13 protein-coding genes are annotated in these 23438 nt (G+C 73.3%); 7 read left to right on the top strand and 6 right to left on the bottom strand.

Annotation, left to right across the window (positions count from 1 at the left end; genetic code table 11):
- Positions 1–224: 224 nt before the first annotated feature.
- Both DZA62_RS27205 and DZA62_RS27200 read left to right on the top strand, forming a co-directional pair.
- Positions 225–5429, top strand: coding sequence for a DUF6351 family protein (locus DZA62_RS27205; RefSeq protein WP_157987942.1), 5205 nt, complete (start codon positions 225–227; stop codon positions 5427–5429).
- A gap of 109 nt (positions 5430–5538) precedes the next feature.
- A complete protein-coding gene (locus DZA62_RS27200) occupies positions 5539–8073 on the top strand; it encodes an AMP-binding protein (protein WP_116952099.1) in 2535 nt (844 codons plus the stop codon).
- Here DZA62_RS27200 and DZA62_RS27195 read toward each other — a convergent pair.
- The 4 genes from DZA62_RS27195 to DZA62_RS27180 form a co-directional block, all read right to left on the bottom strand.
- A complete protein-coding gene (locus tag DZA62_RS27195; RefSeq protein ID WP_116952098.1) occupies positions 8039–9088 on the bottom strand; it encodes an ABC transporter ATP-binding protein in 1050 nt (349 codons plus the stop codon). The genes DZA62_RS27200 and DZA62_RS27195 overlap by 35 nt on opposite strands.
- Positions 9085–10656 carry an ABC transporter permease gene (locus tag DZA62_RS27190; RefSeq protein WP_116952097.1) on the bottom strand — a complete coding sequence of 524 codons (1572 nt, stop codon included), beginning with the start codon at positions 10654–10656 and terminating at the stop codon, positions 9085–9087. Before DZA62_RS27190 ends, DZA62_RS27195 begins: the two co-directional genes overlap by 4 nt.
- A 10-nt stretch (positions 10657–10666) precedes the next feature.
- Positions 10667–11707, bottom strand: a complete 1041-nt coding sequence (locus tag DZA62_RS27185; protein ID WP_116952096.1) for an iron ABC transporter substrate-binding protein — start codon at positions 11705–11707, stop codon at positions 10667–10669.
- Between the two features lie 143 nt (positions 11708–11850).
- Positions 11851–12261, bottom strand: coding sequence for a DUF6703 family protein (locus DZA62_RS27180; RefSeq protein ID WP_116952095.1), 411 nt, complete (start codon positions 12259–12261; stop codon positions 11851–11853).
- Between the two features lie 110 nt (positions 12262–12371).
- Here DZA62_RS27180 and DZA62_RS27175 point away from each other — a divergent pair, with 110 nt between their 5' ends.
- From DZA62_RS27175 to DZA62_RS27165, 3 genes are read left to right on the top strand one after another with little or no spacing between them, the layout of a single operon-like run.
- On the top strand, positions 12372–12800 hold the full coding sequence (locus DZA62_RS27175; protein ID WP_116952094.1) for an antibiotic biosynthesis monooxygenase family protein: 429 nt from the start codon (positions 12372–12374) through the stop codon (positions 12798–12800).
- Positions 12797–14023 (top strand): YibE/F family protein, encoded by a 1227-nt coding sequence (locus DZA62_RS27170; protein ID WP_116952093.1) that lies wholly within the window; start codon positions 12797–12799, stop codon positions 14021–14023. Before DZA62_RS27175 ends, DZA62_RS27170 begins: the two co-directional genes overlap by 4 nt.
- Before the next feature lie 34 nt (positions 14024–14057).
- Complete coding sequence (locus DZA62_RS27165; RefSeq protein ID WP_116952207.1) at positions 14058–15437, top strand: glycine--tRNA ligase; 1380 nt, start codon at positions 14058–14060, stop codon at positions 15435–15437.
- A gap of 9 nt (positions 15438–15446) precedes the next feature.
- On the opposite strand, the gene DZA62_RS27160 is transcribed toward DZA62_RS27165, so the two are convergent.
- Both DZA62_RS27160 and DZA62_RS27155 read right to left on the bottom strand, forming a co-directional pair.
- Positions 15447–16274, bottom strand: coding sequence for an ABC transporter permease subunit (locus DZA62_RS27160; protein ID WP_116952092.1), 828 nt, complete (start codon positions 16272–16274; stop codon positions 15447–15449).
- A complete protein-coding gene (locus DZA62_RS27155; protein WP_116952091.1) occupies positions 16271–17173 on the bottom strand; it encodes an ABC transporter ATP-binding protein in 903 nt (300 codons plus the stop codon). Before DZA62_RS27155 ends, DZA62_RS27160 begins: the two co-directional genes overlap by 4 nt.
- A gap of 65 nt (positions 17174–17238) precedes the next feature.
- Here DZA62_RS27155 and dusB point away from each other — a divergent pair, with 65 nt between their 5' ends.
- Complete coding sequence (gene dusB / locus DZA62_RS27150; protein ID WP_198664247.1) at positions 17239–18381, top strand: tRNA dihydrouridine synthase DusB; 1143 nt, start codon at positions 17239–17241, stop codon at positions 18379–18381.
- 773 nt (positions 18382–19154) lie between these two features.
- Entirely contained in the window at positions 19155–23417 is a 4263-nt protein-coding gene (locus tag DZA62_RS27145; protein WP_198664246.1) for a ThuA domain-containing protein, read from the top strand.
- Positions 23418–23438: the final 21 nt, after the last annotated feature.

Raw genomic sequence — 23438 nt, 5'->3', positions numbered from 1 at the left:
CCCGTCCAACTCGCCACCCACCTGAAGTTGATCTTGGAGTTGTTCGCCGCTCGAGTCCGGAATGTCCGGTAGATGGCCGAAGAACTCCAAGATCAACTTTACCGCGGGGCGGCGGTGGTGGTGGCGCCTCGTGGCGTCGTCCGGTGCGTGAGCGAGCCATTGCCCCCATCCGAAACGTCCCGGTAACGTCGTCCGCATCTGCCTAATACGTATTAGGAGGCGGCGTGCGACGACGGACGTGGCGAACTCGGCGGCGGTGGCGGGCGATGGGCGTGGCGTTGGCCGCCGTGGTGGTGGCGGGACTGGCCCCGGCGGCGACGGCCGGCCAGGCGGGCACGGCCGGCCAGGCGGCCACGGCCGGCCAGGCGGGCACGGCCGGCCAGGCGGGCACGGAGACCGCGGGCGCCACCGCCGACCGGCCGGGGGAGTTCGACGAGACCGTCCTGTGGGACTCCGCCGAGGGCCCGCACGAGAGCTATCACGTGCAGGGCCTGGCGGTGACGCAGGCGGACACGATCCTGGCGTTCACCGAGGGCCGGCACGAGGTCTGCGACGCCGGGCCGCGCGACATCGTCCTGCGCCGTAGCACCGACGCCGGCGACACGTGGGAGCCGAGCCGCATCGTCGTCCCGTCGGACGACGGGCAGTCGTGGGGCAACCCGACGCCGGTCGTCGACGGCGACACCGGTGAGATCTTCCTGTTCTTCGGCCTGTCGCTGCTCGACCCGGGCAACACCGGCTGCTCCGGCGACCGCCAGGAGATCTACCTGAGCCGCAGTACCGACGACGGCGTCACCTGGAGCGCCCCGGTCGAGCTGGACGAGCTGTTCGCCGGCAACCCCTATGACTGGACGCTGCACGGCCCCGGCCCCGGCCACGGCATCCAGCTGGAGGACGGCCGCCTGGTCATGCAGGTGCTGCACCGCCGCGAGGTCGTCGGCCACACGACCCCGGAGCGGCTCTACGGCGTCTCGATGATCTACAGCGACGACCACGGCGCCAGCTGGCAGACCGGCGAGCCGATCCCGGTCGACGTCAACTACCCGATCAACGAGAGCCGCATCTACGAGCGCGCCGACGGCGCGATCGTCGTCAACGGGCGGTCGGCGGCGGGCGGGCACCGGCAGCGGATCAGCGCCGTCAGCACCGACGGCGGCGAGACGTGGTCCGACCCGGTGATCGAGCCCGCGACCGGCCGCTACCCCGCCGTCGACGCCGGGTTCCTGCGCTTCGAGGGTCCCGACGGCGTCGGCCGCCTGCTGCACGCCCGGCCCGACTCCGCTCGCCGCGAGGCGCTCACCGTCTCCGTCAGCTATGACGACGGCGCGACCTACCGCTACGACACGATCGTCAACCCGGGTCCGTCGTACTACTCCGATCTCGCGGTGCTGTCCGACGGCACGATCCTGCTGTTCTACGGCCGCGACGGCGAGATCCTCGGCTCGCCCGCGCGGCTGGCCGTCGCCCGGTTCGATCTCACCTGGCTGACCGGCGGCCGCGACACCGGCGCCACCGGCCTGACGGAGCACGCCGTCGAGCTCGGCGACGCCGCCGGCGCGAAGACCCGGCCGCCCACCGGCCCGCCGGCCACGCGGACCATCACCCATGACGTCGCCGGCGGGAACGACGCGGTCGTCACCGGCGCGCCGGTCGCGGCCGACGGCGGGCTCGCCCTCGGCGGCGAGGACCACCTGGAGGTCCCGGCGACCGCCGCGGTCCGCGGCGCCGGCGACACGTTCACCGCGTCGGCCTGGTTCCGGACCAGTGGCCAGGACTCCCAGTCGGTCCTGTGGGCCTACGGCTGGGGCTCGGCCACCGCGCAGTGGTGGTTGCGCGCCGAGCCGGGCAGCGACCGGATCCAGGCGCTCGTCGACACCGGTCAGGCGACCGCCTCGCTCACCGCGCCCGGCGCGTACGCCGACGGACGGTGGCACCACGTCGCGCTGACCCGTGGCGGCGGCTCGATCGAGCTGTACGTCGACGGCGTGCCGGTCGCTCAGGCGGCCACGCCGACCGGTGACCTCGCGTTCAGCGCCCGCGAGGGCATCCACGTCGGGCAGCGGCCCGACGGCGCGAACCGGCTCGTCGGCGGCGTCGACGAGGTCCGGCTCTACGACCGGGTGCTGACGGCGGACGAGGTCGCGGCGCTCGCCGGCTCGCGGGACGCCGACGGCGCCGCCGACCCCGTCGTCCACCTGCCGCTGGACCGGACCGTCCGCGAGCGGGTGCCCGAGCCGCGTCCGGAGGCCGTCGCCGATGAGAACGCCCGCGGCGGCGCCGCGCTCCGCTACGCCGCCACGGGCCCGGGCGACTACCTGGAGCTGCCGTTCCGGCTGACCCGCGACGACGGTGCCTTCGAGGTCGCCGTCCGGTACGCCCGCGGCCAGGACGCGGGCCGGATCCAGGTGAGCGTCGACGGGCAGGTGCTGCCCGACGGCGTGTTCGACCCGAGCCTGGACGTCGGCGCCGCCTACCAGACCTATCAGCACGGCACCGTCGACCTGGAGCGCGGACTGCACCGCATCCGGTTCACGCTGCTGGAGCCCGGCCGGCTCGGCGGCACGACGATCGCGCCCGACGAGCTCACGCTGATCACCGCCGAGCACCCGTCCGACGAGGCGCACCGCGACATCGTCCTCGACGACGAGTCGGTCGGCGCGTTCCGGATGACCGGCACGTGGAGCCGGTCCACCGGGCAGGCCGGCCACCCGTACTACGGCGTCAGCTACCGGTCCGCGCCGGCCGGCACCGGCGACCGGACTGCCGGCTGGCAGGTCGACGTGCCGGTCACGGGGGAGTACCACGTGCTGGCCTGGGCCGTCGCGCACGCCAACCGCGCCTCCGACGCGCCGTTCACCGTGCACCACGCCGACGGCGCGACCACGGTGCGGGTCGACCAACGCGGTCAGGCCCGGGTCGTCGGCGACACGCGGCCGGGGGTCTGGGTGGACCTCGGGGCGTACCGGTTCGAGGCGGGCGCGGCCGGGCGGGTGGAGCTGTCCAACGCCGCGGACGGGTTCGTGATCGCCGACGCGGTCATGGTCACCCGCGACCCGGTACCCGGCGAGGTCACCGGCGTGACGGCGAGCGCGTCGTCGCCGTCGGCGGCGCGGGTCTCGTGGGACGCCACCGGCGGAGCGGACGGCTACGACGTCGAGCTGCGCGTCGCCGGCACCGAGCTGTGGGAGCTGGCCGGCCGGGTCGGCGCGGGGGAGACCTCGCTCGACGTCACCGGGCTGGCGCCGGAGACGGCGTACGAGGTCCGCGTTTACGCGTTCGCCGAGCCCGACCCCGGCCGCCCGGCGCGGGCCGGACGCGCGTCCGGCACGGTCACCGTCACCACACCGGAGGCCGGTGACTCCGAGGGCGACGGCACGCTCGCGCTGAGCGTGCTGTCGAGCCGGCCCGACGCGGTGACCGGCGACGACGCTCTGGTACGGGTCGACGTCGCGGACGACGCGGTGCCGCTGGACGCCGTCGCGGTCAGCGTCAACGACGTCGACGTCACCGCGTCACTCGTTCCGGACGAGGCCGGTCGTTCACTGACCGGCCTGGTCGCCGGGCTGCGCGACGGCGCCAACGTCCTGGCCGCGCAGGCCGGGACGGCGGCGTCGCGCACCACCGCCAGGCTGGCGGGTCACCCGATCGAGGGGCCGGTCTTCTCCGGGCCGCACCAGCAGCCGTTCCGCTGCGAGACCGCGCAGTTCACGGTGCCGGTCATCGGCGGCACGCTCGGCGCCCCGCTGGACGAGAACTGCTCGATCGCGGGCCGCGTCGACCACTTCTACCGCACGACGGGCGACACGTTCGCGCCGTGGCCGGCCGGTGCCACCGAGTACCCGGCCGACCTGGTCACCACGACCACCAGCGGCGGCGTGCGGGTGCCGTTCGTCGTGCGCATGGAGACCGGCACCGTCAACCGCGCCGTCTACCAGACCACCGTGCTGCACGACCCGCTCTCCGACGCCGCGCCCGGCCCGTCCGCGCCGCCACCGGCCTGGAACGGCGCGACCGTGTTCACCTTCGGCGGCGGATGCACCAACGGCTGGTACCGGCAGGGCCGCAACACCGGAGGTGTGGTCGAACCGTACCTGCTCGGGCAGGGGTACGGGCTGATGTCGTCGTCGCTCAACGTGTTCGGCTCGAACTGCAACGACGTGACGGCGGCCGAGACCGCGTCGATGGTGAAGGAGCGGTTCGTCGAGCGGTACGGGCCGGTCGACCACGTGATCGGCTTCGGCTGCTCCGGTGGCTCGTACCAGGCCTACCAGATCGCGGACAACTACCCGGGGATCCTCGACGGCATCATCGTCGGCTGCTCGTTCCCCGACGTCGGCTTCGCGACCGTCAACATGATCTCCGACGCCTGGCTGCTGGACGCCTACTTCACCGGCCGCGGTGCGGCGTGGACCGAGGCGGAGCGGATGGCCGTCACCGGGTTCGCCACGGACGCCACCGCGGCCACCGTCGCGGAGGGCGCCCGCAGGATCGATCCGCGCTCCTACTGCGCGATGGTGCCGGAGGCGCAGCGCTACGACCCGTCGGCCAACCCCGGCGGCGTCCGGTGCGGTGTCTACGACCACGCCGCCAACGTCTACGGCCGCGACCCGGCGACGGGATTCGCCCGTCGCCCGCTCGACAACGTCGGCGTCCAGTACGGCCTGGCCGCGTTGAACGACGCGACGATCACTCCGGACCAGTTCCTCGACCTCAACGAGCACGTCGGCGGGTTCGACCACGACGCCAACCTGGTGCCGTCGCGGACGACAGGCGACCCGGTGGCCATCCGGGCCGCCTACCGCACCGGCCGGCTGACCAGCGGCGGTGGCGGACTGGCCGAGATCCCGATCATCGACTACCGCACCTACCGCGACGACAACCCGAACGGTGAGCTGCACGTGCGCTACCACTCGTTCTCGATGCTCGCCCGGCTGGAGAAGGCCAACGGGTCCGCCGCGAACGTCGTGGGGCTGGTCGAGGACATGCGCTACGCCGGCTTCAGCACCGACAGCCCGCTGCTGCGTCATGCCGTCGACGGCATGGACGCATGGCTGCGGACGCTGGCGGTGTCGCCGGGTGAGCCGGGCGTCGAGCGGGTGGCCGCGGCCCGGCCCGCCGCGCTGGTCGAGGGATGCATGACCCGCGACGCCGAGCCGGTCTTCATCGCCGAGCGGCTGGCCCGCGATCCGTCCAGCGCCTGCGAGCAGCTGTACCCGACGGCGTCGTTCCCGCGCGAGGTGGCCGGCGAGTCCGTCGCCGCCGACGTCGTCAAGTGTGCGCTGCGGGAGCCACTGCGCTCGGACTACGCCGTGGACTGGACCGACGCGCAGTGGGAACGCCTCACGACCGTGTTCGACGGCGGAGTCTGCGACTACACCCGGCCCGGCGTCGAGCAGCAGCCGCTGGCCGGGACGTGGCTGCGGTTCTGAGCCGCGGCCACGGCCGGCGTCGGGGGATGCCTTGCCCCACTGGTGTTGAAATGCCCCGCACGTCCATCTAAGGTAAGGCTCGCCTTAGACGGACGTGCTGGAGTAGGTCATGACGCTGGTGTCGCCGCTGTCCCAGCCCTCGGCCGCCACTCCTGCCGCCGTCCCGTTCGCGCGCGACCTCGCCCGCCACGGGGACCGGCTCGCCGTCGTCGCCGGCACGCAGCGCTGGACCCACCGCGAGCTGGCCCAGCGGGTCGGCGCGACGGCGGACCGGCTCGGCGCCGGCCGGAAGCTGGTGCTCGTCAGCGGTGCCAACGACGCCGGCCAGCTGGTCACGTACCTCGCCGCGCTGGCCGCCGGGCACGTCGCGCTGCTGGTGCCGCCCGCGCAGGCCGGCGCCGTCGCGGCCGCGTACGACCCGGACGCCGTGCTGCTGCCCGGCGGCGAGCTGGACGTGCGCCGGGCGGCGTCCGCGCACGACCTTCACCCGGAGTTGGCGCTGCTGATGCCGACGTCCGGGTCGACCGGGTCTCCGAAGCTGGCCCGGCTGTCGCACGAGAACGTGCAGGCCAACGCGGAGTCGATCGTGACGTTCCTCGGCATCCGCGACACCGACCGAGCGGTCACGACGCTGCCGATGCACTACGTGTACGGGCTGTCCGTCGTGAACACCCACCTCCTGCGCGGGGCGGCGGTGGTGCTCACCGACCTGTCCGTCGCGGACGCCTGCTTCTGGGACCTGTTCCGGGCCGAGGGCGCGACGGCGCTGGCCGGCGTCCCGCACACGTTCGACCTGCTCGACCGCGTCGGGTTCGCCGGCCGGCGGCTGCCGCGGCTGCGCTACGTCACCCAGGCCGGCGGGCGGCTCGACCCGGAGCACGTGCGCCGCTACGCCGGGCTGGGGCGGCGCGACGGCTGGGACTTCGTCGTCATGTACGGGCAGACCGAGGCGACCGCGCGGATGGCGTACCTGCCGCCGGCGCTCGCAGCGGCCCATCCGGAGGCGGTGGGCGTGCCGATCCCGGGCGGCTCGTTCACCCTCGAGCCGGCGCCCGAGGCGACGACGCGGGACGTCGGCGAGCTGGTCTACCGCGGGCCGAACGTCATGCTCGGGTATGCGACGTCGCCCGCCGATCTCGCGCTCGGCCGGACGGTGACGGCGCTGCGCACCGGCGACCTCGCCCGGCGCACGGCCGGTGGGCTGTACGAGATCGTCGGGCGGCGCAGCCGGTTCGTGAAGATCGCCGGGCTGCGGGTCGACCTCGACCACGTCGAGGCGGCGCTGACGGGGCCGGGCGTCTCCGTCCGGTGCACCGGTGCGGATGGTGCGCTGCTGGTCGCCGTCGAGGGAGCCGCGCCTGACGACGTCCGTCAGGAGATCGCCGGCCGGTTCGGCCTGCCCGCCGGGGCGGTCACCGTCGCCGCCGTCGCGGAGACGCCGCGGCTGGCCAGCGGGAAGGTCGACTACCCGGCGCTGGGTGCGCTGGTGACGGCGGCGGCCGCGTCCTCGTCCACCGCTCCCGCGGACGACGGCGGGCCGCTGCCGGAGCGCCTGCGGGCCCTGTACGCCGAGCTGCTCGGCCGCCCCGACGCGTCGCTCGACAGCACGTTCGCCGGCCTCGGCGGCGACTCGCTCTCCTACGTCGAGGTGTCGATCCGGCTGGAGGACGAGCTCGGTACCGTCCCCGCGAACTGGCACCTGACGCCGATCCGCGAGCTGGCCGCCGCGCCCGCCGTCGCCCGTCGCGGTCGGTGGCGGATGCGCCGGGTCGAGACCGGTGCGGCGCTGCGGGCGCTGGCGATCGTCTGCGTCGTCGGCACCCACGCCGGCCTGTTCACGCTGCTCGGAGGCGCGCACGTGCTGATAGCGGTGGCCGGCTTCGGGTTCGCCCGGTTCCGGCTGACCGCCGCCGGCCGGGTGACGCGGCTGCGGCAGCAGGCGGTCAGCATCGCGCGGATCGCCGTGCCCGCCGTCGTCTGGATCGGTGGCGTGGTGCTGCTGACCGACCAGTACGGGCCGCTCAACGTGCTGCTGCTCAACGGCCTGCTGGGGCCGCCGTCATGGACGCCGGCCTGGCACTTCTGGTTCGTCGAGGTGCTCCTCTACATCCTCGTCGTCCTGGCCGCCCTGCTCGCCGTCCCGTTCGTCGACCGGCTGGAGCGGCGGTTCCCGTTCGCGTTCCCGGTCGTGCTGCTCGGGCTCGGGCTGCTCGGCCGCTACGAGCTGGTCGACCTCGGCGTCCCGCACACCATGCCGGTGTTCTGGCTGTTCGCGTTCGGCTGGGCGGCGGCGCGGGCGTCGCGGTGGTGGCAGCGGCTCGGGCTGACGGTCGTGCTGGCGGCGACCGTGCCCGGCTTCTTCGGCGACTCCGCGCGCGATCTGGCGATCGTCGGCGGAGTGGCGCTGCTGGTGTGGCTGGCGACCGTGCCCTGCCCGGCGCCGCTGCACCGGGTGGTGGCCGTGCTGGCCGGCAGCTCGCTCTACGTCTACCTGGTCCACTGGCAGGTCTACCCCTGGCTGGACGACATCCACCCGGGCCTCGCCCTGGCCGCCTCCCTCGCCGCCGGCGTCGCCGTCCGGTGGTTCGCCGGCCGGGTGACGACGCTGGTCAGTCTGCCGGGTAGAGCACCCCGCCGCCGGTGACGGTGACCGAGACGGTCATCCCGGCGTGGTAGGAGGGGCCTTCGTGGGCCGGCACGCGCAGCGGGATCAGCACCGGCGCCGCCCCCGCGGTCCGCAGCAGCAGCTCCGCGTGCGACCCGCGTGGGCGGACGTCCTCGACGACGGCGTTGTGGGTGCCGTTCGCGGGGCTCAGCCCCAGTTGCGCCGGCCGGAGGAGGAGCCGGGCGGCCGGGCCGCCGCCGGTGCGGTCGTGCCGGACGGGGACCCGGCCGAGCGCGCACTCCACGCCGTCCGCGCCGGACGTCGATGCGGGCAGCACGATCGCCGCGCCGAGGAAGGCGGCGATCTCGGTGCTGACGGGGTTGTCGAAGACCGCCGACGGCGGGCCGGACTGCACCAGCCGGCCGGCGGCGATGACCGCGATCTGCCGGCCGAACGAGAGCGCCTCGTCGTGGTCGTGGGTGACGAGCACGGTGGTGACGTCGCTCGCCTCGAGGGCGTCGATGACGGCCTGCCGGGTCTGGTCGCGCAGCCCGGTGTCGAGGGCGCTGAACGGCTCGTCGAGGAGGACGACGGCGGGCCGCGGGGCGAGGGCGCGGGCCAGCGCGACCCGCTGCTGCTGCCCGCCCGAGAGCTGGTGCGGGTATCGGCCGGCCAGCGCGGGGTCGAGCGAGGCCAGCTCCATGACCTCGCGGACGCGGGCGGGGTCGCGGTGCCGCCGCGGCAACCCGAACCGGACGTTCTGCTCGACGGTGAGGTGCGGGAACAGCGCGCCGTCCTGGGCGACGTAGCCGATGCCGCGGCGGTGGGCCGCGACGAACCGGCCCGGCCCGGCCAGGGTCGTCGATCCCAGCGTGATGGAGCCCTCGTCGGCCCGCTCGAACCCGGCGATCAGCCGCAGCAGCGTGCTCTTCCCGCTCCCGGACGCCCCGACGACGGCGGTGCGGGTCCCGGCGGGCACCGTCAGCGACACGTCCCGCAGGACCTCGACCCGGCCGAACGACTTGGCGACGCCGGCGAGAGACAGCGTGGTCATCGGACACCCCACCTCCGTGACTGGGCGAACATGAGCGCGACCGCCGGCACCGACAGCAGGATCAGCAGCAGCGCGTACGGCGCCGCGGCCGGGTAGTCGATCGCCGACGCCTGCGACCAGAACTGGGTCGCGAGGGTCCGGGTGCCGGTCGGCGCGAGCAGCAGCGTCGCCGTCAGCTCGTTGGCGGCGCCGAGCCCGACCAGCGCGGCACCGGCGGCGAGCGACGGCACCAGCAGCGGCAGCGTGACCCGCAGCCGCGCGACCAGCGGCGTGTAGCCGAGTGACCGTGCCGTCTCCTCCAGCGCGACCGGCGCCTGCGCGATCCCGGACCGCAGCGGCACCAACGCCCGCGGCAGGAAGATCATGACGTAGGCGAGCACGACGGTGAACGCCGTCTGGTAGAGCCCCGGCAGCACCCGCAGGGTCACCGTCACCAGCGCGAGCGCGACGATGATCGCCGGCAGGCTGGCGGCGACGTACGACGTGCCCTCCAGCAGCCGGGCGAGCGGGCCGGGGTGCCGCGCCGTCAGCCAGGCCAGCGGCAGCGCCACGAGCACGGCCGCCACCGCGCCGCCGCCGGCCAGCAGCACCGTCTGCGTCAAGGCCGCCGGCAGCTCGGGCTGCGACCACGCACCGCCCCCGCCGCCCCGCCCCAGCCATCGCACCACGCTCGCCAGCGGGACGGCGACGGCGGCGACGCCCAGCGCGGCGAGCGCCAGCAGTACCAGCGGTGTGAAGGCGCCGAGCCGCTGCGGCACCGCCGCCCGTGGCGCCCCCGACCCGATGCGCGCGTACCGCGCCCGGCCACGCGCACCCGCCTCCGCGATCAGCAACGTCAGGCACAGTGCTGACAGGACGACGCCCAGGGCGCCGGCCGCGGGGCCGGCGAACGTCGACTGGTACTGCACGACGATCGCCGTCGTGAACGTGTCGAACCGGATGAACGCGAACGCGCCGTACTCCGCCAGCAGGTGCAGCGCGACGATCAGCCCGCCGCCCAGGACCGCCAGGCGCAGCTGCGGCAGCACGACCCGGCCGAACACCGCCCACGAACTCGAGCCCAGCGACCGCGCCGACTCCTCCAGCGCCGGGTCCAGCCCGCGGATCGCCGCCATCGCCGGCAGGTACACCAGCGGGTAGTACGCCAGCACCGACACCAGCAGCCCGCCGCTGAGCCCGTGGATCGACGGCACCACACTGGCCCACCCGTAGCTGCTCACGAACGCCGGGATCGCCAGCGGCGCCACCAGGACGACCGCCCAGAACCGCCGCGCCGGCAGCGTCGTCCGCTCCACCAGCCACGCCCCGCCGACGCCCAGCAGCACCGTCAGCGGCACCCCCAGCACCACCAGCAGGACGGTGTTGACCAGCAGCTCGCCGACCCGCGGCCGGAAGATCAGCGGCTCCAGTGTCGCCCAGCCGACGTCGGCGACCACGGAGACGACGTAGCCGAGCGGCACCAGCAGCACGATCGCCAGCGCGGCGCAGACGACGACCAGTGCGACGGGCGGGCGGGGGCCGGCGTCGCGGCCCGCGCGCCGCGGTGTCTGAACGGAGGTGACGGACACGGCGTGACTCCTAGAGCAGCCCTGCGTCCGTCATCAGATCGGTGACCTCGACGCTGTTGAGGTTCGACGGGTCGACGGCGGGCGCCTGCAGCGTGTCCAGCGGAGGCAGTGCCGGGTTGGCCGGGACGCCGCCGGCCACCGGGTACTCCATGCTGTAGCCGGTGCCGAGGATCTCCTGGCCGGTGCTGCCGGTGAGGAACGCGAGGAACTGCTGCGCCTCGTCCTGGTTCCGGCTCGACGCGAGCACGCCGCCGCCGGAGACGCTGACGAAAGCGCCCGGGTCCTGGTTGCGGAAGTAGTGCAGCTCGGTGTTGCCGCTGTTCTCCTTGGTGCCGTCCTGGTCGCGGAACCAGTAGTAGTGGTAGATGATCCCGCCCGGTACCTCGCCGGCGTTGACGGCCTTCATGGTCGCGATGTTGTTCTGGTAGACGGTGACGTTCTCCTTCATCCCGTCCAGCCAGGCGCTGGTCGCGTCGGTGCCCTCCAGCTCGAGGATCGCGGACACGATGGCCTGGAAGTCAGCGCCGCCCGGCGCCGCGCCCCAGCGGCCCTTCCAGGCGGGCCCCGCGAGGTCCATGATCGACGCCGGCAGCTCGGCCTCGGACAGCTCGTCCGGGTTGTAGACGAACACGGTGGAGCGCGCGGCGATGCCCGTCCACAGCCCCGACGACGGCCGGTACTGCTCCGGCACCTGGTCCAGCGTCGCCTGGTCGACGGGCGCCAGCAGGCCCGCGTTCTCGACCAGTGACATCGCGGGCGAGTTCTCGGTGAGGAACACGTCCGCCCTCGACCGGTCGCCCTCCTGGACCAGCTGGTTGCCCAGCTCGGCGTCGGACCCGTTGCGCAGGACGACCTCGATGCCGGTCTCCTCGGTGAACGCGTCGGCCCACTCCTGGGTGAGTTGCTCGTGCTGCGCGTTGTAGACGACCAGGGTGTCGTCGGAGGCGGCGGCGACGGCGTCGGGCTCGGTGCCGTCGCCGGAACAGGCGGTGAGGCCGAGAGCGGCGGCGACGAGGCCGGCGGCGAGCGCGGCCCGTGGGCGGCGGGTCATGGGATCCCCGGAAGGCGTGCGGTCGTTGACGGGCGAGAATAGCCTAACCTAACTAGGACATTTCGCCATCAATGGGGTCACGCCAGGGCGGCGAAGAACGACTCGCGCGCCGGCCGGGTGCGGTGAGCGGGACGGCTGCGGCGTCAGGCCAGCCAGCCGCCGGCGCGGGCGACGACCAGTGCACCGAGCGCCACGACGATGAAGCCGCGGCTCAGCCGCTGACCGGCGGACAGCCGCGGCCAGGCCAGCACCAGCAGCCAGGCGAGGAACAGCACCACCAGCCCGAGCAGCGCCGGCCCGATGGGCGGCGGGGCGAGCAGGCCGCCGAGCAGCACCGCCGCCGTGACGGCGCCGAGCAGCCATTTGGGCGCCGCCGTGAGCTTGACCAGCACCGGGTAGCTGACGGACTCGATGCGGGCGCGCAGGCTCGACTTGGGCGGCGGACCGGCCGGGGCGGGGCGGCGGCTGCCGCCGGACCGCGGCGCGCGCGACCCGGCGCCCGGCGCGGCGGGCCGGCGGTTCGGGTTGCGGCGTGGCTGGCGGTTCTGCGGCACGGGAGATCCTTCGGGACGGGTGACGACCGAGCATCGTACGGTGGTTGGTCGACATACTGCTGCATGGCTCGGACAGAGTCGAGCCGGCCGCCAGCCTCGAAAGGATCACGATGCTCGTCGTCACCCGGTACCGCGTCCCGCCCGCGGACGCGGTCCCGTTCCGCGATCGCGCGCGGCGCGCCCTCGAGGTGCTCGCGACCAAGCCTGGCTGGCTCGGCGGCCACGTCGGCCGAGCCGCCGACGATCCGGAGCTGTGGGTGGTCAGCAGCGAGTGGCGGAACGTCGGCTCCTACCGCCGCGCGCTGTCGTCGTACGAGGCCAAGCTCGAGGCGGTGCCGCTGCTGTCGCTGGCCATCGACGAGCCGACGGCGTTCGAGATCATCGCGACGGTGCACAGCTCCGGCGCCAGCGTCCGGGCCTCCGACGCCGACGAGGTGGGGCTCGGCCAGGCCGCCGCGCCCACCGTCCCGACGGATTTCGATGCGGCCTCGGCTGAGACGCGTGCCTCGGCCGGTTCCGACCGCGGCGACCACGAGTGAGCGCCGTCCACCTGCACGGCGGCGAACCCGCGCCGCCGGCCGGGCCGCAGGTGCGCCGGCTGGTGCTGGCGGTGCTGATACCGCTGGTCCTGGCCACCATCGCGGGTCTCATCGCGCTCTGGCCCGACGGCGATCCGCCCAGCATCGAGGCCGGCGTGCGCACCGACGGCACGATCCTGTCCGTCGAACCGTGCGAGGACGTCGTCGACACCCCGCCGACGCCGGAGGGTGAGGACACCGCCGCCCAGTGCCTGCAGGCACAGGTCCGCGTCGACGCGGGTCCGGACGAGGGTGTCGAGACCGTCGTGCCGCTGCCGTTCGGCGTCGGGGCGCCGGAGTTCCACGAGGGCGACGCGGTCGTGCTCAGCGCGCTGCCCGACGCCCCGCTGGAGAGCCGCTACGAGGTGCTCGACTTCCAGCGCGACGTGCCGCTGCTCTGGCTGGCCGGCCTGTTCTCCGTCGCCGTCGTCGTGCTGTCCGGCTGGAAGGGGCTGGCGGCGCTGGGCGGGCTGGGCGTCTCGCTGGTGGTGCTGCTGGTGTTCGTCCTGCCGGCGCTGCTCACGGGGGAGTCGCCGCTGCCGGTCGCGGTGGTCGGGGCGTCGCTGATCATGATCGTGACGCTGTACCTCGCGCACGGGGTGTCCATCCGCACGTCCGTCGCCCTGATCGGCACGCTGGTCAGTCTCGCTCTCACCGGGCTGCTCGGCTCGCTGTTCACGTCGGTGGCGCACTTCACCGGGCTGGCGGGCGAGGCGTCGTCGTACATCGGCACCGTCAACACCGAGATCGACCTGCGCGGGCTGCTGCTCGCCGGGTTGGTCATCGGCGCCCTCGGCGTGCTCGACGACGTCACCGTCACGCAGAGCGCCGCGGTGTGGGAGCTGGCCGCGGCCGACCCGACGTCGTCGCGCCGGTCGCTGCTGGGCGCCGGGCTGCGCATCGGCCGCGAGCACGTCGCGGCCACGGTGAACACGCTGGTCCTCGCCTATGTCGGTGCCTCACTGCCGCTGCTGATGCTGTTCAGCGTCGTCGGGCAGAGTGTGACCGACGTCATCACGACCGAGGCGGTCGCGCAGGAGATCGTCCGTGCGCTGGTCGGCGGCCTCGGCATCATCGCGGCGGTGCCGGTCACGACGGCGCTGGCGGTCCTGGCGGTACGGGGACGATCGGCCCGGCCCGCTGGCCGACGCCGCAAGCCGGTGTCGTCTACCCTCGAAGCTTGACCTGGACGCCGAGACCCCGAATGGAGTGACCACCGTGCCTGCGCCCGTCGACGCCATCGTCTCCCTCGCCAAGCGCCGTGGTTTCGTCTTCCCGACGGGTGAGATCTACGGCGGTACACGCTCGGCCTGGGACTACGGGCCGCTCGGGGTGGAACTGAAAGAGAACGTGCGCCGGCAGTGGTGGCGTTCCATGGTGCAGCTGCGCGACGACGTCGTCGGCCTCGACTCCGCGGTCATCCTGCCGCGCGAGGTCTGGGTCGCGTCCGGGCACGTCGAGGAGTTCGTCGACCCGCTGGTCGAGTGCCAGTCCTGCCACCGCCGCCACCGCGCCGACCAACTCGAGGAGGAGCACGCCGCCCGCACCGGCCTGCCGGTCGGCGGCGGGCTGGCCGACGTGCCGTGCCCCACCTGCGGCGCGAAGGACTCCTGGACCGAACCGCGCATGTTCAACGGCCTGCTCAAGACCCACCTCGGCCCGGTCGAGTCCGACGAGGGGCTGCATTATCTGCGGCCCGAGACCGCGCAGGGCATCTTCGCCAACGTCGTCAACGTCATGAACTCCTCGCGCAAGAAGCCGCCGTTCGGCATCGCGCAGGTCGGGAAGTCGTTCCGCAACGAGATCACGCCGGGCAACTTCATCTTCCGCACCCGCGAGTTCGAACAGATGGAGATGGAGTTCTTCGTCGCGCCCGGCACCGACGAGCAGTGGCACGAGTACTGGCTGCAGGAGCGGTGGAACTGGTACCTCGACCTCGGGCTGTCCGAGGACAACCTGCGGCTCTACGAACACCCGGCCGAGAAGCTCTCGCACTACTCGAAGCGCACCGTCGACATCGAGTACCGCTTCGGCTTCGGGTCCACCGAGTTCGCCGAGCTCGAGGGCGTGGCCAACCGCACCGACTTCGACCTCACGACACACGCTGAGCACTCCGGTCAGGACCTCGGCTTCTTCGACCAGGAGAAGGGCGAGCGCTGGACGCCGTACGTCATCGAGCCGGCCGCCGGGCTGACCCGCTCGGTGCTCGCGTTCCTGCTCGACGCCTACGACGTCGACGAGGCGCCCAACGCCAAGGGCGGCGTCGACACCCGCCATGTGCTGCGCTTCGACCCGCGGCTGGCGCCGGTCAAGGTGGCCGTGCTGCCGCTGTCGCGCAACGCCGACCTCTCGCCGAAGGCGCGCGACCTCGCCGCGCTGCTGCGGACGCGGTGGAACGTCGAGTTCGACGACGCCGGCGCCATCGGCCGGCGCTACCGCCGTCAGGACGAGATCGGCACACCCTTCTGCGTCACCGTCGACTTCGCCACGCTCGACGACGACGAGGTCACCGTCCGCGACCGCGACACCATGCACCAGGAGCGCATCGGCATCGACCACGTCGAGGCCTATCTCGGGGAGCGGCTGCCCACCTGCTGAACGGGCCCGTCACCGCAGGTCTCGGCGGGCGAACCAGATCGTCCCCACGACCACCGCCGGGACGATGACCACCAGCGGCGGCCAGAGCGCCTGGGCGGTCCAGCCGTCGGTCAGCGGCGACGGCGACAGGAACCAGTACCACGGCGACAGCCAGCGCAGGTTCCGGAAGAACGGGACGAACGCGGACAGGGCGAAGACGAGGTAGGTGACGGCCGCCGTGCCCGCCCCGGCGGCGATCGCCCCGCCCTTGCCGGCGCCCGCGGCGCCGGCGGCGAAGGTCAGGCTGGTGAACACCGACACCAGGAGGAACACGCCGACGCCCGCCGCCGCCAGCCGGCCGAGGCTCAGCTCGGTGAGCTCGAACGGGCCGCGCAGCAGCACGAATACCGCGGTCCCGACGCCCGCCAGGACGGCCACCATGACGATGGCGCCCGCGTAGCGCTCCAGCGCGACCCGGGTGCGGCTGACCGGGTTGGCGAGGAGGGGTTCCAGCGTTCCCTCCCGCTCGGCGCCGGCGATCGTCCACGCCGCGACCATGATCCCGAAGACCAGCAGCAGGACCGGGAACAAGCCGGAGTAGAAGCGGCTGTTCAGATAGCCGGCCGGACTCACCAGCCCGCCGCTCGCGGCCATCAGCTCGAGCACGCCCTCGGGCAGCCGGCGCATCAGCTGGTCGATCTGCCCGCCGACGCTGCGCACGGCCGGGTAGCTGGCACCGACGACGGCGGCGAGCGCGGCGATCGCGACGGACCACCAGAGCAGGGTGCGTACGCGCTCCGCCAGCATCTGGCGCAGGACGCCACCGCGCCGCGCCGACGACCCCGTCGCCGTGCTCATCGGCCACCGTCCTCGTCCTGGTAGTAGGCGAAGAAGATGTCCTCGAGGTCCTCGTCGCGGCTGACGATCCGGTCGACGCCGTAGCCGGCGACGCGCCGCATCAGGTCCGCGACGCTGCCGTCGACGACCACCCGGGCCGTGCGCCCATCGGTCTCGGCGGAGGTGACGCCGGGGATGGCGTCGAACAGGCCGGACGGCACCTCCGTGGCGAAGCGCAGCTCCAGCCGGTGGCGGGCGATCTCGCGCAGGTTGGCGATGGTGTCCTCGCGCACCAGCCGGCCGGCCCGGAGGATGCCGACCCGGTCCGCGACGTCCTCGACCTCCGGCAGCAGGTGGGACGAGAACAGCACGGCGGCTCCGGCGTCGCGCCGCTCGCGGACCAGGCGGAGCACGCCGCGTTGCAGCAGCGGGTCCAGACCGGCCGTCGGCTCGTCGAGCACCAGCACGCCGGGCTCGTGCATGAACGCCTGGACGATGGCGACTTTCTGCCGATTGCCGCTGGACAACTCGCCGATCCGCCGTGTGGGATCCAGCGACAGCAGCGCGCACAGCCGGTCCACTCGCGCGGGGTCGATGCCACCCCGCAGGCCCGCGTACCAGCGCAGCAGGTCTCCGGCACGCAGCCCGCGATCGAGGACGACGTCGCCGCCCACGTAGCCGACCCTGGCGCGGATGGTGAGATCGTCGGCCGTGCCGCCCAGCAGTCCCGCACGGCCGCCGGTGGGGCGGAGAAACCCCATCAGCGTGCGGATGGTCGTGGACTTGCCCGCGCCGTTCGGCCCGAGCAGACCGTAGATCTCGCCGGCTCGTACCTGCAGGTCGAGCGAGTCGACCGCCGTCAGTGTGCCGAAGCGTTTGGTGAGTCCGGTGATGTCGATGAGCGCAGCGTCGTCGGCCATGCTCGCCTCCCGTCACCGCCGACGTTAGCCGGGTGGGGGCGGGATGAGGGACAATGGGCGACGCCATGACCACCGTGCTCTCTGTTGCCCCCCTGCGCCTGGGCTCGTTGCAGATCGACCCGCCCGTCGTGCTCGCGCCGATGGCGGGCGTCACCAACGCCGCCTTCCGCCGCCTCTGCGCCGAGCAGGGCGCCGGACTCTACGTGTGCGAGATGATCACCTCCCGCGGCGTCGTCGAGCGCGACGAGAAGACGCTGAACATGCTGGTCTTCGCCGACGTCGAGGACGTCCGCTCGGTCCAGCTCTACGGCGTCGACCCCTATTACGTCGGCGAGGCCGTGAAGGTGCTCGCCGGCGAGTACGGCGTCGCCCACGTCGACCTCAACTTCGGTTGCCCGGTGCCCAAGGTCACCCGCAAGGGCGGCGGCGCGGCACTGCCGTTCAAGCGCGGGCTGCTCGAGCAGATCCTGCGCTCGGCCGTCGGTGCCGCGCAGCCGTACGGCATCCCCGTCACGATGAAGACCCGCAAGGGCATCGACGACGACCACCTCACCTACCTCGACGCCGGCCGCATCGCCGAGGACACCGGCTGCGCCGCCATCGCGCTGCACGGGCGCACCGCCGTCCAGCACTACTCCGGCACCGCCGACTGGACGTCCATCGCGCGGCTCAAGGAGCACGTGTCGATCCCGGTGCTCGGCAACGGCGACATCTGGGAGGCCGCCGACGCCGTCCGCATGCTCGAGGCCACCGGCGCCGACGGCGTCGTCGTCGGCCGCGGCTGCCTCGGCCGGCCGTGGCTGTTCCGCGACCTCGCGGCCGTGCTGAGCGGCTCGCCGCCGCCGTCGCTGCCGACGCTCGGCGAGGTGGCCGCGATGATGCGCCGGCACGCCGAGCTGCTCGCCGACCTCATGGGCGAAGATCGCGGCCTGCGCGACATGCGCAAGCACATGGCCTGGTACCTCAAGGGGTTCGTCGCCGGGCAGCAGGTCCGCGCGTCACTGGGCATGGTGTCGACGCTGGCCGAGCTCGACACCCTGCTGGCCGACCTCGACCCGGCGCAGCCCTACCCGGAGGCCGAGTTGGGCCAGCCGCGCGGCCGGCAGGGCAGCCCGCGCAAGGTGGCGCTCCCGGCCGGCTGGCTCGACGACGCCGACGGCGTCACCGGCGACCTCGCCGACGCCGAGCTCGACATCTCCGGCGGCTGACACCCAGGCCCGTGGCAGTCGGCTCTGGTGCCCGGGTTCGGGCTCGTGGCGGGCTGGTGGGCTCCGTGGCGGGCTGGCCCTGCGGCGGGCTGGTGGGCTCCGCGGCGGGCTGGTCGGGCTTCGCGGGCTGACGGGCTGGTCGGGCCCGGCGGGTCGGTGGGGCTTCGCGGGCTGACGGGCTGGTCGGAGCCGGCGGGTCGGTGGGGCTTCGCGGGCGGGTCGGGCTCCGCGGCGGGTCGGGGCTGGGGTTGGTCCGTTTCGGCAGCTGCGGTCGCGCGGGTCTTTCAGATCGGCGGTCGTAGTCCCCGACTGTCCGGGTGCGGTCGCGTTCTGCCCGGGAACGGTCCCCTCCCGGCTGGGTGGGCTGGTCACTCTACGGGCGGGCACCGACAACGTCCGCCTGTCCGGCCTGCGTACGCGCGCCGACGCGCCCTGTGCCGGCCGACGACACCGAACGACGCCGTCGCCATGATCATCCAGGATCTGCGGCGCTATCACGCAACGAATCGTGGATGATCTTGGAGCGCATCGGGCGCCGGTCGACGTCGCCACCCGCGGCCGACCTCTTGACACCGGACATTCGGTACGGAACTCTCTCCTCGTAACCGGTTACTGATACCGGTTACATTCGGCGGGCGCCCAGACGAATGCGCAGCCAGGCCGGGCAAGGCACGGGGGGCAGTGGGGCAGGGGGACTCAACGGAGAGGAACCGCTCATGGCTCAGCCCGGACCGCGCCGCAGACGCGCCCGACACCCGCGCAGACCGGCCGCTTTGGTCGCGGTCGTCGCCTTGATCGCCGGGCTGCTGGCCGCGCTCGGCGCGCAGGCAGCGCAGGCGCCCGAGGCCGCTGCCCACCCCGGACACGGCGGCTACTCGATCCTCGTGTTCTCGAAGACGGCCGCGTTCCGGCATGACTCGATCCCGGCCGGCATCGCCGCGATCCAGCAACTGGCCGCCGAGCACGAGTTCACCGTCACCGCCACCGAGGACGCCACCGCGTTCACCGACGAGAACCTCGCCCAGTACGACGCCGTCGTCTGGCTGTCCACCACCGGCGACGTCCTGAACGACGACCAGCAGGCGGCGTTCGAGCGCTACATCCAGGCCGGCGGCGGCTACGCCGGGGTCCATGCCGCGTCCGACACCGAGTACGACTGGCCGTGGTACGGCGAGCTGGTCGGCGCCTACTTCCAGGGTCACCCGCGCAACCAGGACGCCACCATCCAGGTCGCCGACCGCACCCACCCCTCGACCGCTCACCTGGACGCCGGCTGGGAGCGGTTCGACGAGTGGTACAGCTTCCGCACCAACCCGCGCGGCGACGTGCACGTGCTGGCCAGCCTGGACGAGTCCACGTACGACCCCGAGGCGAACCCGATGGGCCTGGACCACCCGATCGCCTGGTGCCAGACCTACGACGGCGGCCGCGCCTGGTACACCGCCGGCGGCCACACGACCGAGAGCTACGCCGAGCCGGAGTTCCTGCAGCACCTGCTCGGCGGCATCGAGACCGCGGCCGGCGCGACAGCGGCCGACTGCGGCGGCACCGTCTGGGACAGCTTCGACAAGGTCCCGCTCGACACCGGCACGGCGAACCCGATGGAGCTGGACGTCGCGGCGGACGGCCGGGTGGTCTACGTCGAGCGGGCCGGAGAGGTCCGGGTGATCGACCCGGAGAGCAGCCAGACGACCGTCGTCGGCACGCTCGACGTCTACACGCAGCGCGAGGACGGCCTGCTCGGCGTCGCGCTGGACCCCGACTTCGTCAGCAACGGCTGGATCTACCTCTACTACTCGCCCGACGGGACACAGGCCGAGCAGCGGCTGTCGCGGTTCACGCTCACCGGCACGACGCTCGACCTCGCCAGTGAGGTGCAGCTGCTCGAGGTCCCGGTCGACCGGGCCGTCTCGGGCCACGCCGGCGGCTCCCTGAGCTTCGACGCGGCCGGCAACCTGTACCTCGCGACCGGCGACGACACCAACCCGTTCGAGTCCGAGGGCTACGCGCCGATCGACGAGCGGCCCGGCCGGGGCTCGTTCGACGCCCAGCGCAGCTCCGGCAACACTAACGACCTGCGCGGCAAGGTGCTGCGCATCCACCCCGAGCCCGACGGCACCTACACCGTGCCGGCCGGCAACCTGTTCGCGTCCGGCACCGCGCAGACCCGGCCGGAGATCTACGCGATGGGCTTTCGCAACCCGTTCCGCATCGAGGTCGACGGTGCCACCGGCGCGCTGCTGGTCGGCGACTACGGCCCGGACGCGCCGCAGGCGAACCCGGACCGGGGCACCGAGGGCCAGGTCGAGTGGAACCGCATCACCGCGGCCGGCAACTACGGCTGGCCCTACTGCCACGGCGCCGGCCCGTTCCGCGACTGGGACTTCGCCACCCGCACCGCCGGCCCGGCGTTCGACTGCGCGAACCCGGTCAACGACTCGCCGAACAACACCGGACTGGCCGAACTCCCGCCGGTGGTCGCGCCGGACGTCTACTACGGCCGCTCCGAGACCGGTACCAACCGGCCGGAGCTGGGCACCGGCGGCGGCGCGATGGCCGGCCCCGTCTACCGCTACGACGAGTCGCTGGACTCCGACGTCAAGTGGCCGGCCTACTACGACGGCGCCGCGCTGTTCTACGAGTGGACGAACACCGAGGACGGCTACGTGCGGCCGTTCGACAACGACGTCTGGGAGTTCCGGCTCGACGGCGATTCGGTGCACGACGTCAACCCGCTGCTCAGCAGCATGGAGTTCCTGCGCCCGATGGACATGACGTTCGGGCCGGACGGTGCGCTGTACCTGATCGAGTGGGGGACCGGGTTCGGCGGCAACAACGCCGACTCCGGCATCTACCGGGTCGAGTACACCGGCGTCGGCACCCGGCCGGTCGCGCAGGTGAGCGCCGACCCGACGTCCGGCGCGCTGCCGCTGACGGTGCGGTTCAGCAGCGAGGGCTCCGGCCATCCGAGCGGCCTGCCGGTCACGTACCACTGGGCGTTCGGCGACGGCGCCGAGTCGGCCGACCCCGACCCGGAGCACACCTACACCGTCGCCGGCCAGTACTCCGCCCGGCTGACGGTGACGGCGGAGGACGGCGCGACCCGCTCGCAGACCGTCCAGATCACCGCCGGCAACACCGCACCGGAGGTGACGCTCGACCCGCCGGCCGACGGCGGCTTCTTCGACTTCGGCGACGACATCGCGTACGGCATCGACGTCACCGACGCCGAGGACGGCTCCACCGGCAGCGGCATCGGCTGCGACGGCGTCGACCTGCAGGTGCTGTTCGGGCACGCGGGCCACGCGCACCCCGTCGAGGTGCTGCCCGGCTGCGAGGGCACCGTCGCCACCAGCACCGACGCCGGCCACCCGGCCGGCGAGGACCTGTTCTGGGTGCTGGAGGCCCGCTACACCGACCGCGGCGGCGCCGGTGTCGGCGCGCTGACCGGCCGCGACCTGCACGTCCTGCAGCCCAAGCTCAAGGAGGCCGAGCACTACCAGACGCAGAGCGGCGTCCAGCTGGAGGCGACCAGCGACCCGCGCGGCGGCCGGCAGAACATCGGCTTCATCGACGACGGCGACTACATCTCCTACGACCCGATGAACCTCGCGGGGATCGACGCCATCACCTACCGTCTCGCGTCCGGCGGCAGCGGCGGGCGCATCGAGATCCGCTCCGGCGCGCCGGACGGCCCGCTCGTCGGAGACAGCGGGTTCATCCCGCCGACCGGCGGCTGGCAGTCCTGGACCGACGTGACGGTCCCGGTCGAGGACCCCGGCGGCACGCACGAGCTGTTCTTCGTGTTCCGGCACGAGCCCGGGTCGACCGGCCTGTTCAACCTCAACTACCTGAAGTTCCGCGGCAAGGGCGTCTCCGTCGACGCGCGGCCGGAGATCTGGTCGGTCGAGGCGACGCCGCCGTCCGGCGAGCTGCCGTACGAGGTGACGCTGAGCGCCGAGGCCACCGACCCGGAGGGCCAGGAACTCACCTACGCCTGGGACTTCGGAGACGGCACGACGGCCACCGGGGCCCAGGTCACGCACACGTACGAGCTGTCCGGCGTGTACCGGCCGACGGTCACCGTCACCGATGCCGCCGGCTCGCAGGCGCACGACTCCGTCCGCGTCGAGGCCGTGCCGGAGGCGTCGCCGCCGATCGAGTGCGCCGACCCGGGCAGCGACCCCGCGCCCGACGACGAGTTCGACGGTGACCGCCTGGACGGCTGCCGCTGGGACCAGGTGGTCCGGCCCGACCTCAACCGGTTCCGGGTCGAGGGCGGCCAGCTGAAGATCGACACCACCCCGACCAACCTGTTCGACCAGCACAACAACGCGCCGAACCTCATGCTGCAGACGCTGCCGGCGGGCGACTGGGTGATCGAGACGAAGGTGTCCGGCCCGGTCTGCGAGCGCTGGCAGCAGGGCGGCCTGCTGGTCTACGAGAGCGACCGGACCTTCCTCAAGCTCGACTACGTCGGTACGTCGCCGGTCGGAGAGCCGTGCGAGCGCAAGATCGAGATGCGCCACGAGATCGACGACATCTTCCAGCCCGCGTTCCCCGAGGTCACCCTGCCCGATGGCGTCACGACCTGGTGGCTGCGGCTGGAGAAGACCGGCACGACCTACACCGGCTACTACAGCTCCGACGGCGTGACCTTCGAGCCGGTGGGCGTCATCGAGAACGACCGCCTGGCCACGGCCGACGTCGGGCTCTACGCGTTCGGCCAGGAACAGACGCAGGCGACCACCGTCGCGTTCGACTGGTTCCACGTGCTCGAGTCCGAGCCGCCGGACGCCTGCCCGGACTCCGACGAGAGCCCGACGGTCGTCATCCGCGACGTCGACTCCGGCGTGCCGAACTACGAGCGCGACGACGGCTGCACCGTCGAGGACCTCATCGAGGACGAGATCGAGTGGCCGAACGAGGGCCGGTTCCTCATGCACGTCCGCAGCGTCACCCAGCACCTGGTCCACGACGGCGTGCTGACCCGCGCCGAACGGGGCGCCATCATCGCCGCCGCCGGCCGCAGCTGACCCCGTCCACCCCCGGAGAGG

Source organism: Jiangella endophytica, from assembly GCF_003427025.1.
Classification (GTDB): domain Bacteria; phylum Actinomycetota; class Actinomycetes; order Jiangellales; family Jiangellaceae; genus Jiangella; species Jiangella endophytica.
This window is presented reverse-complemented; position numbering and strand designations above follow the sequence as displayed.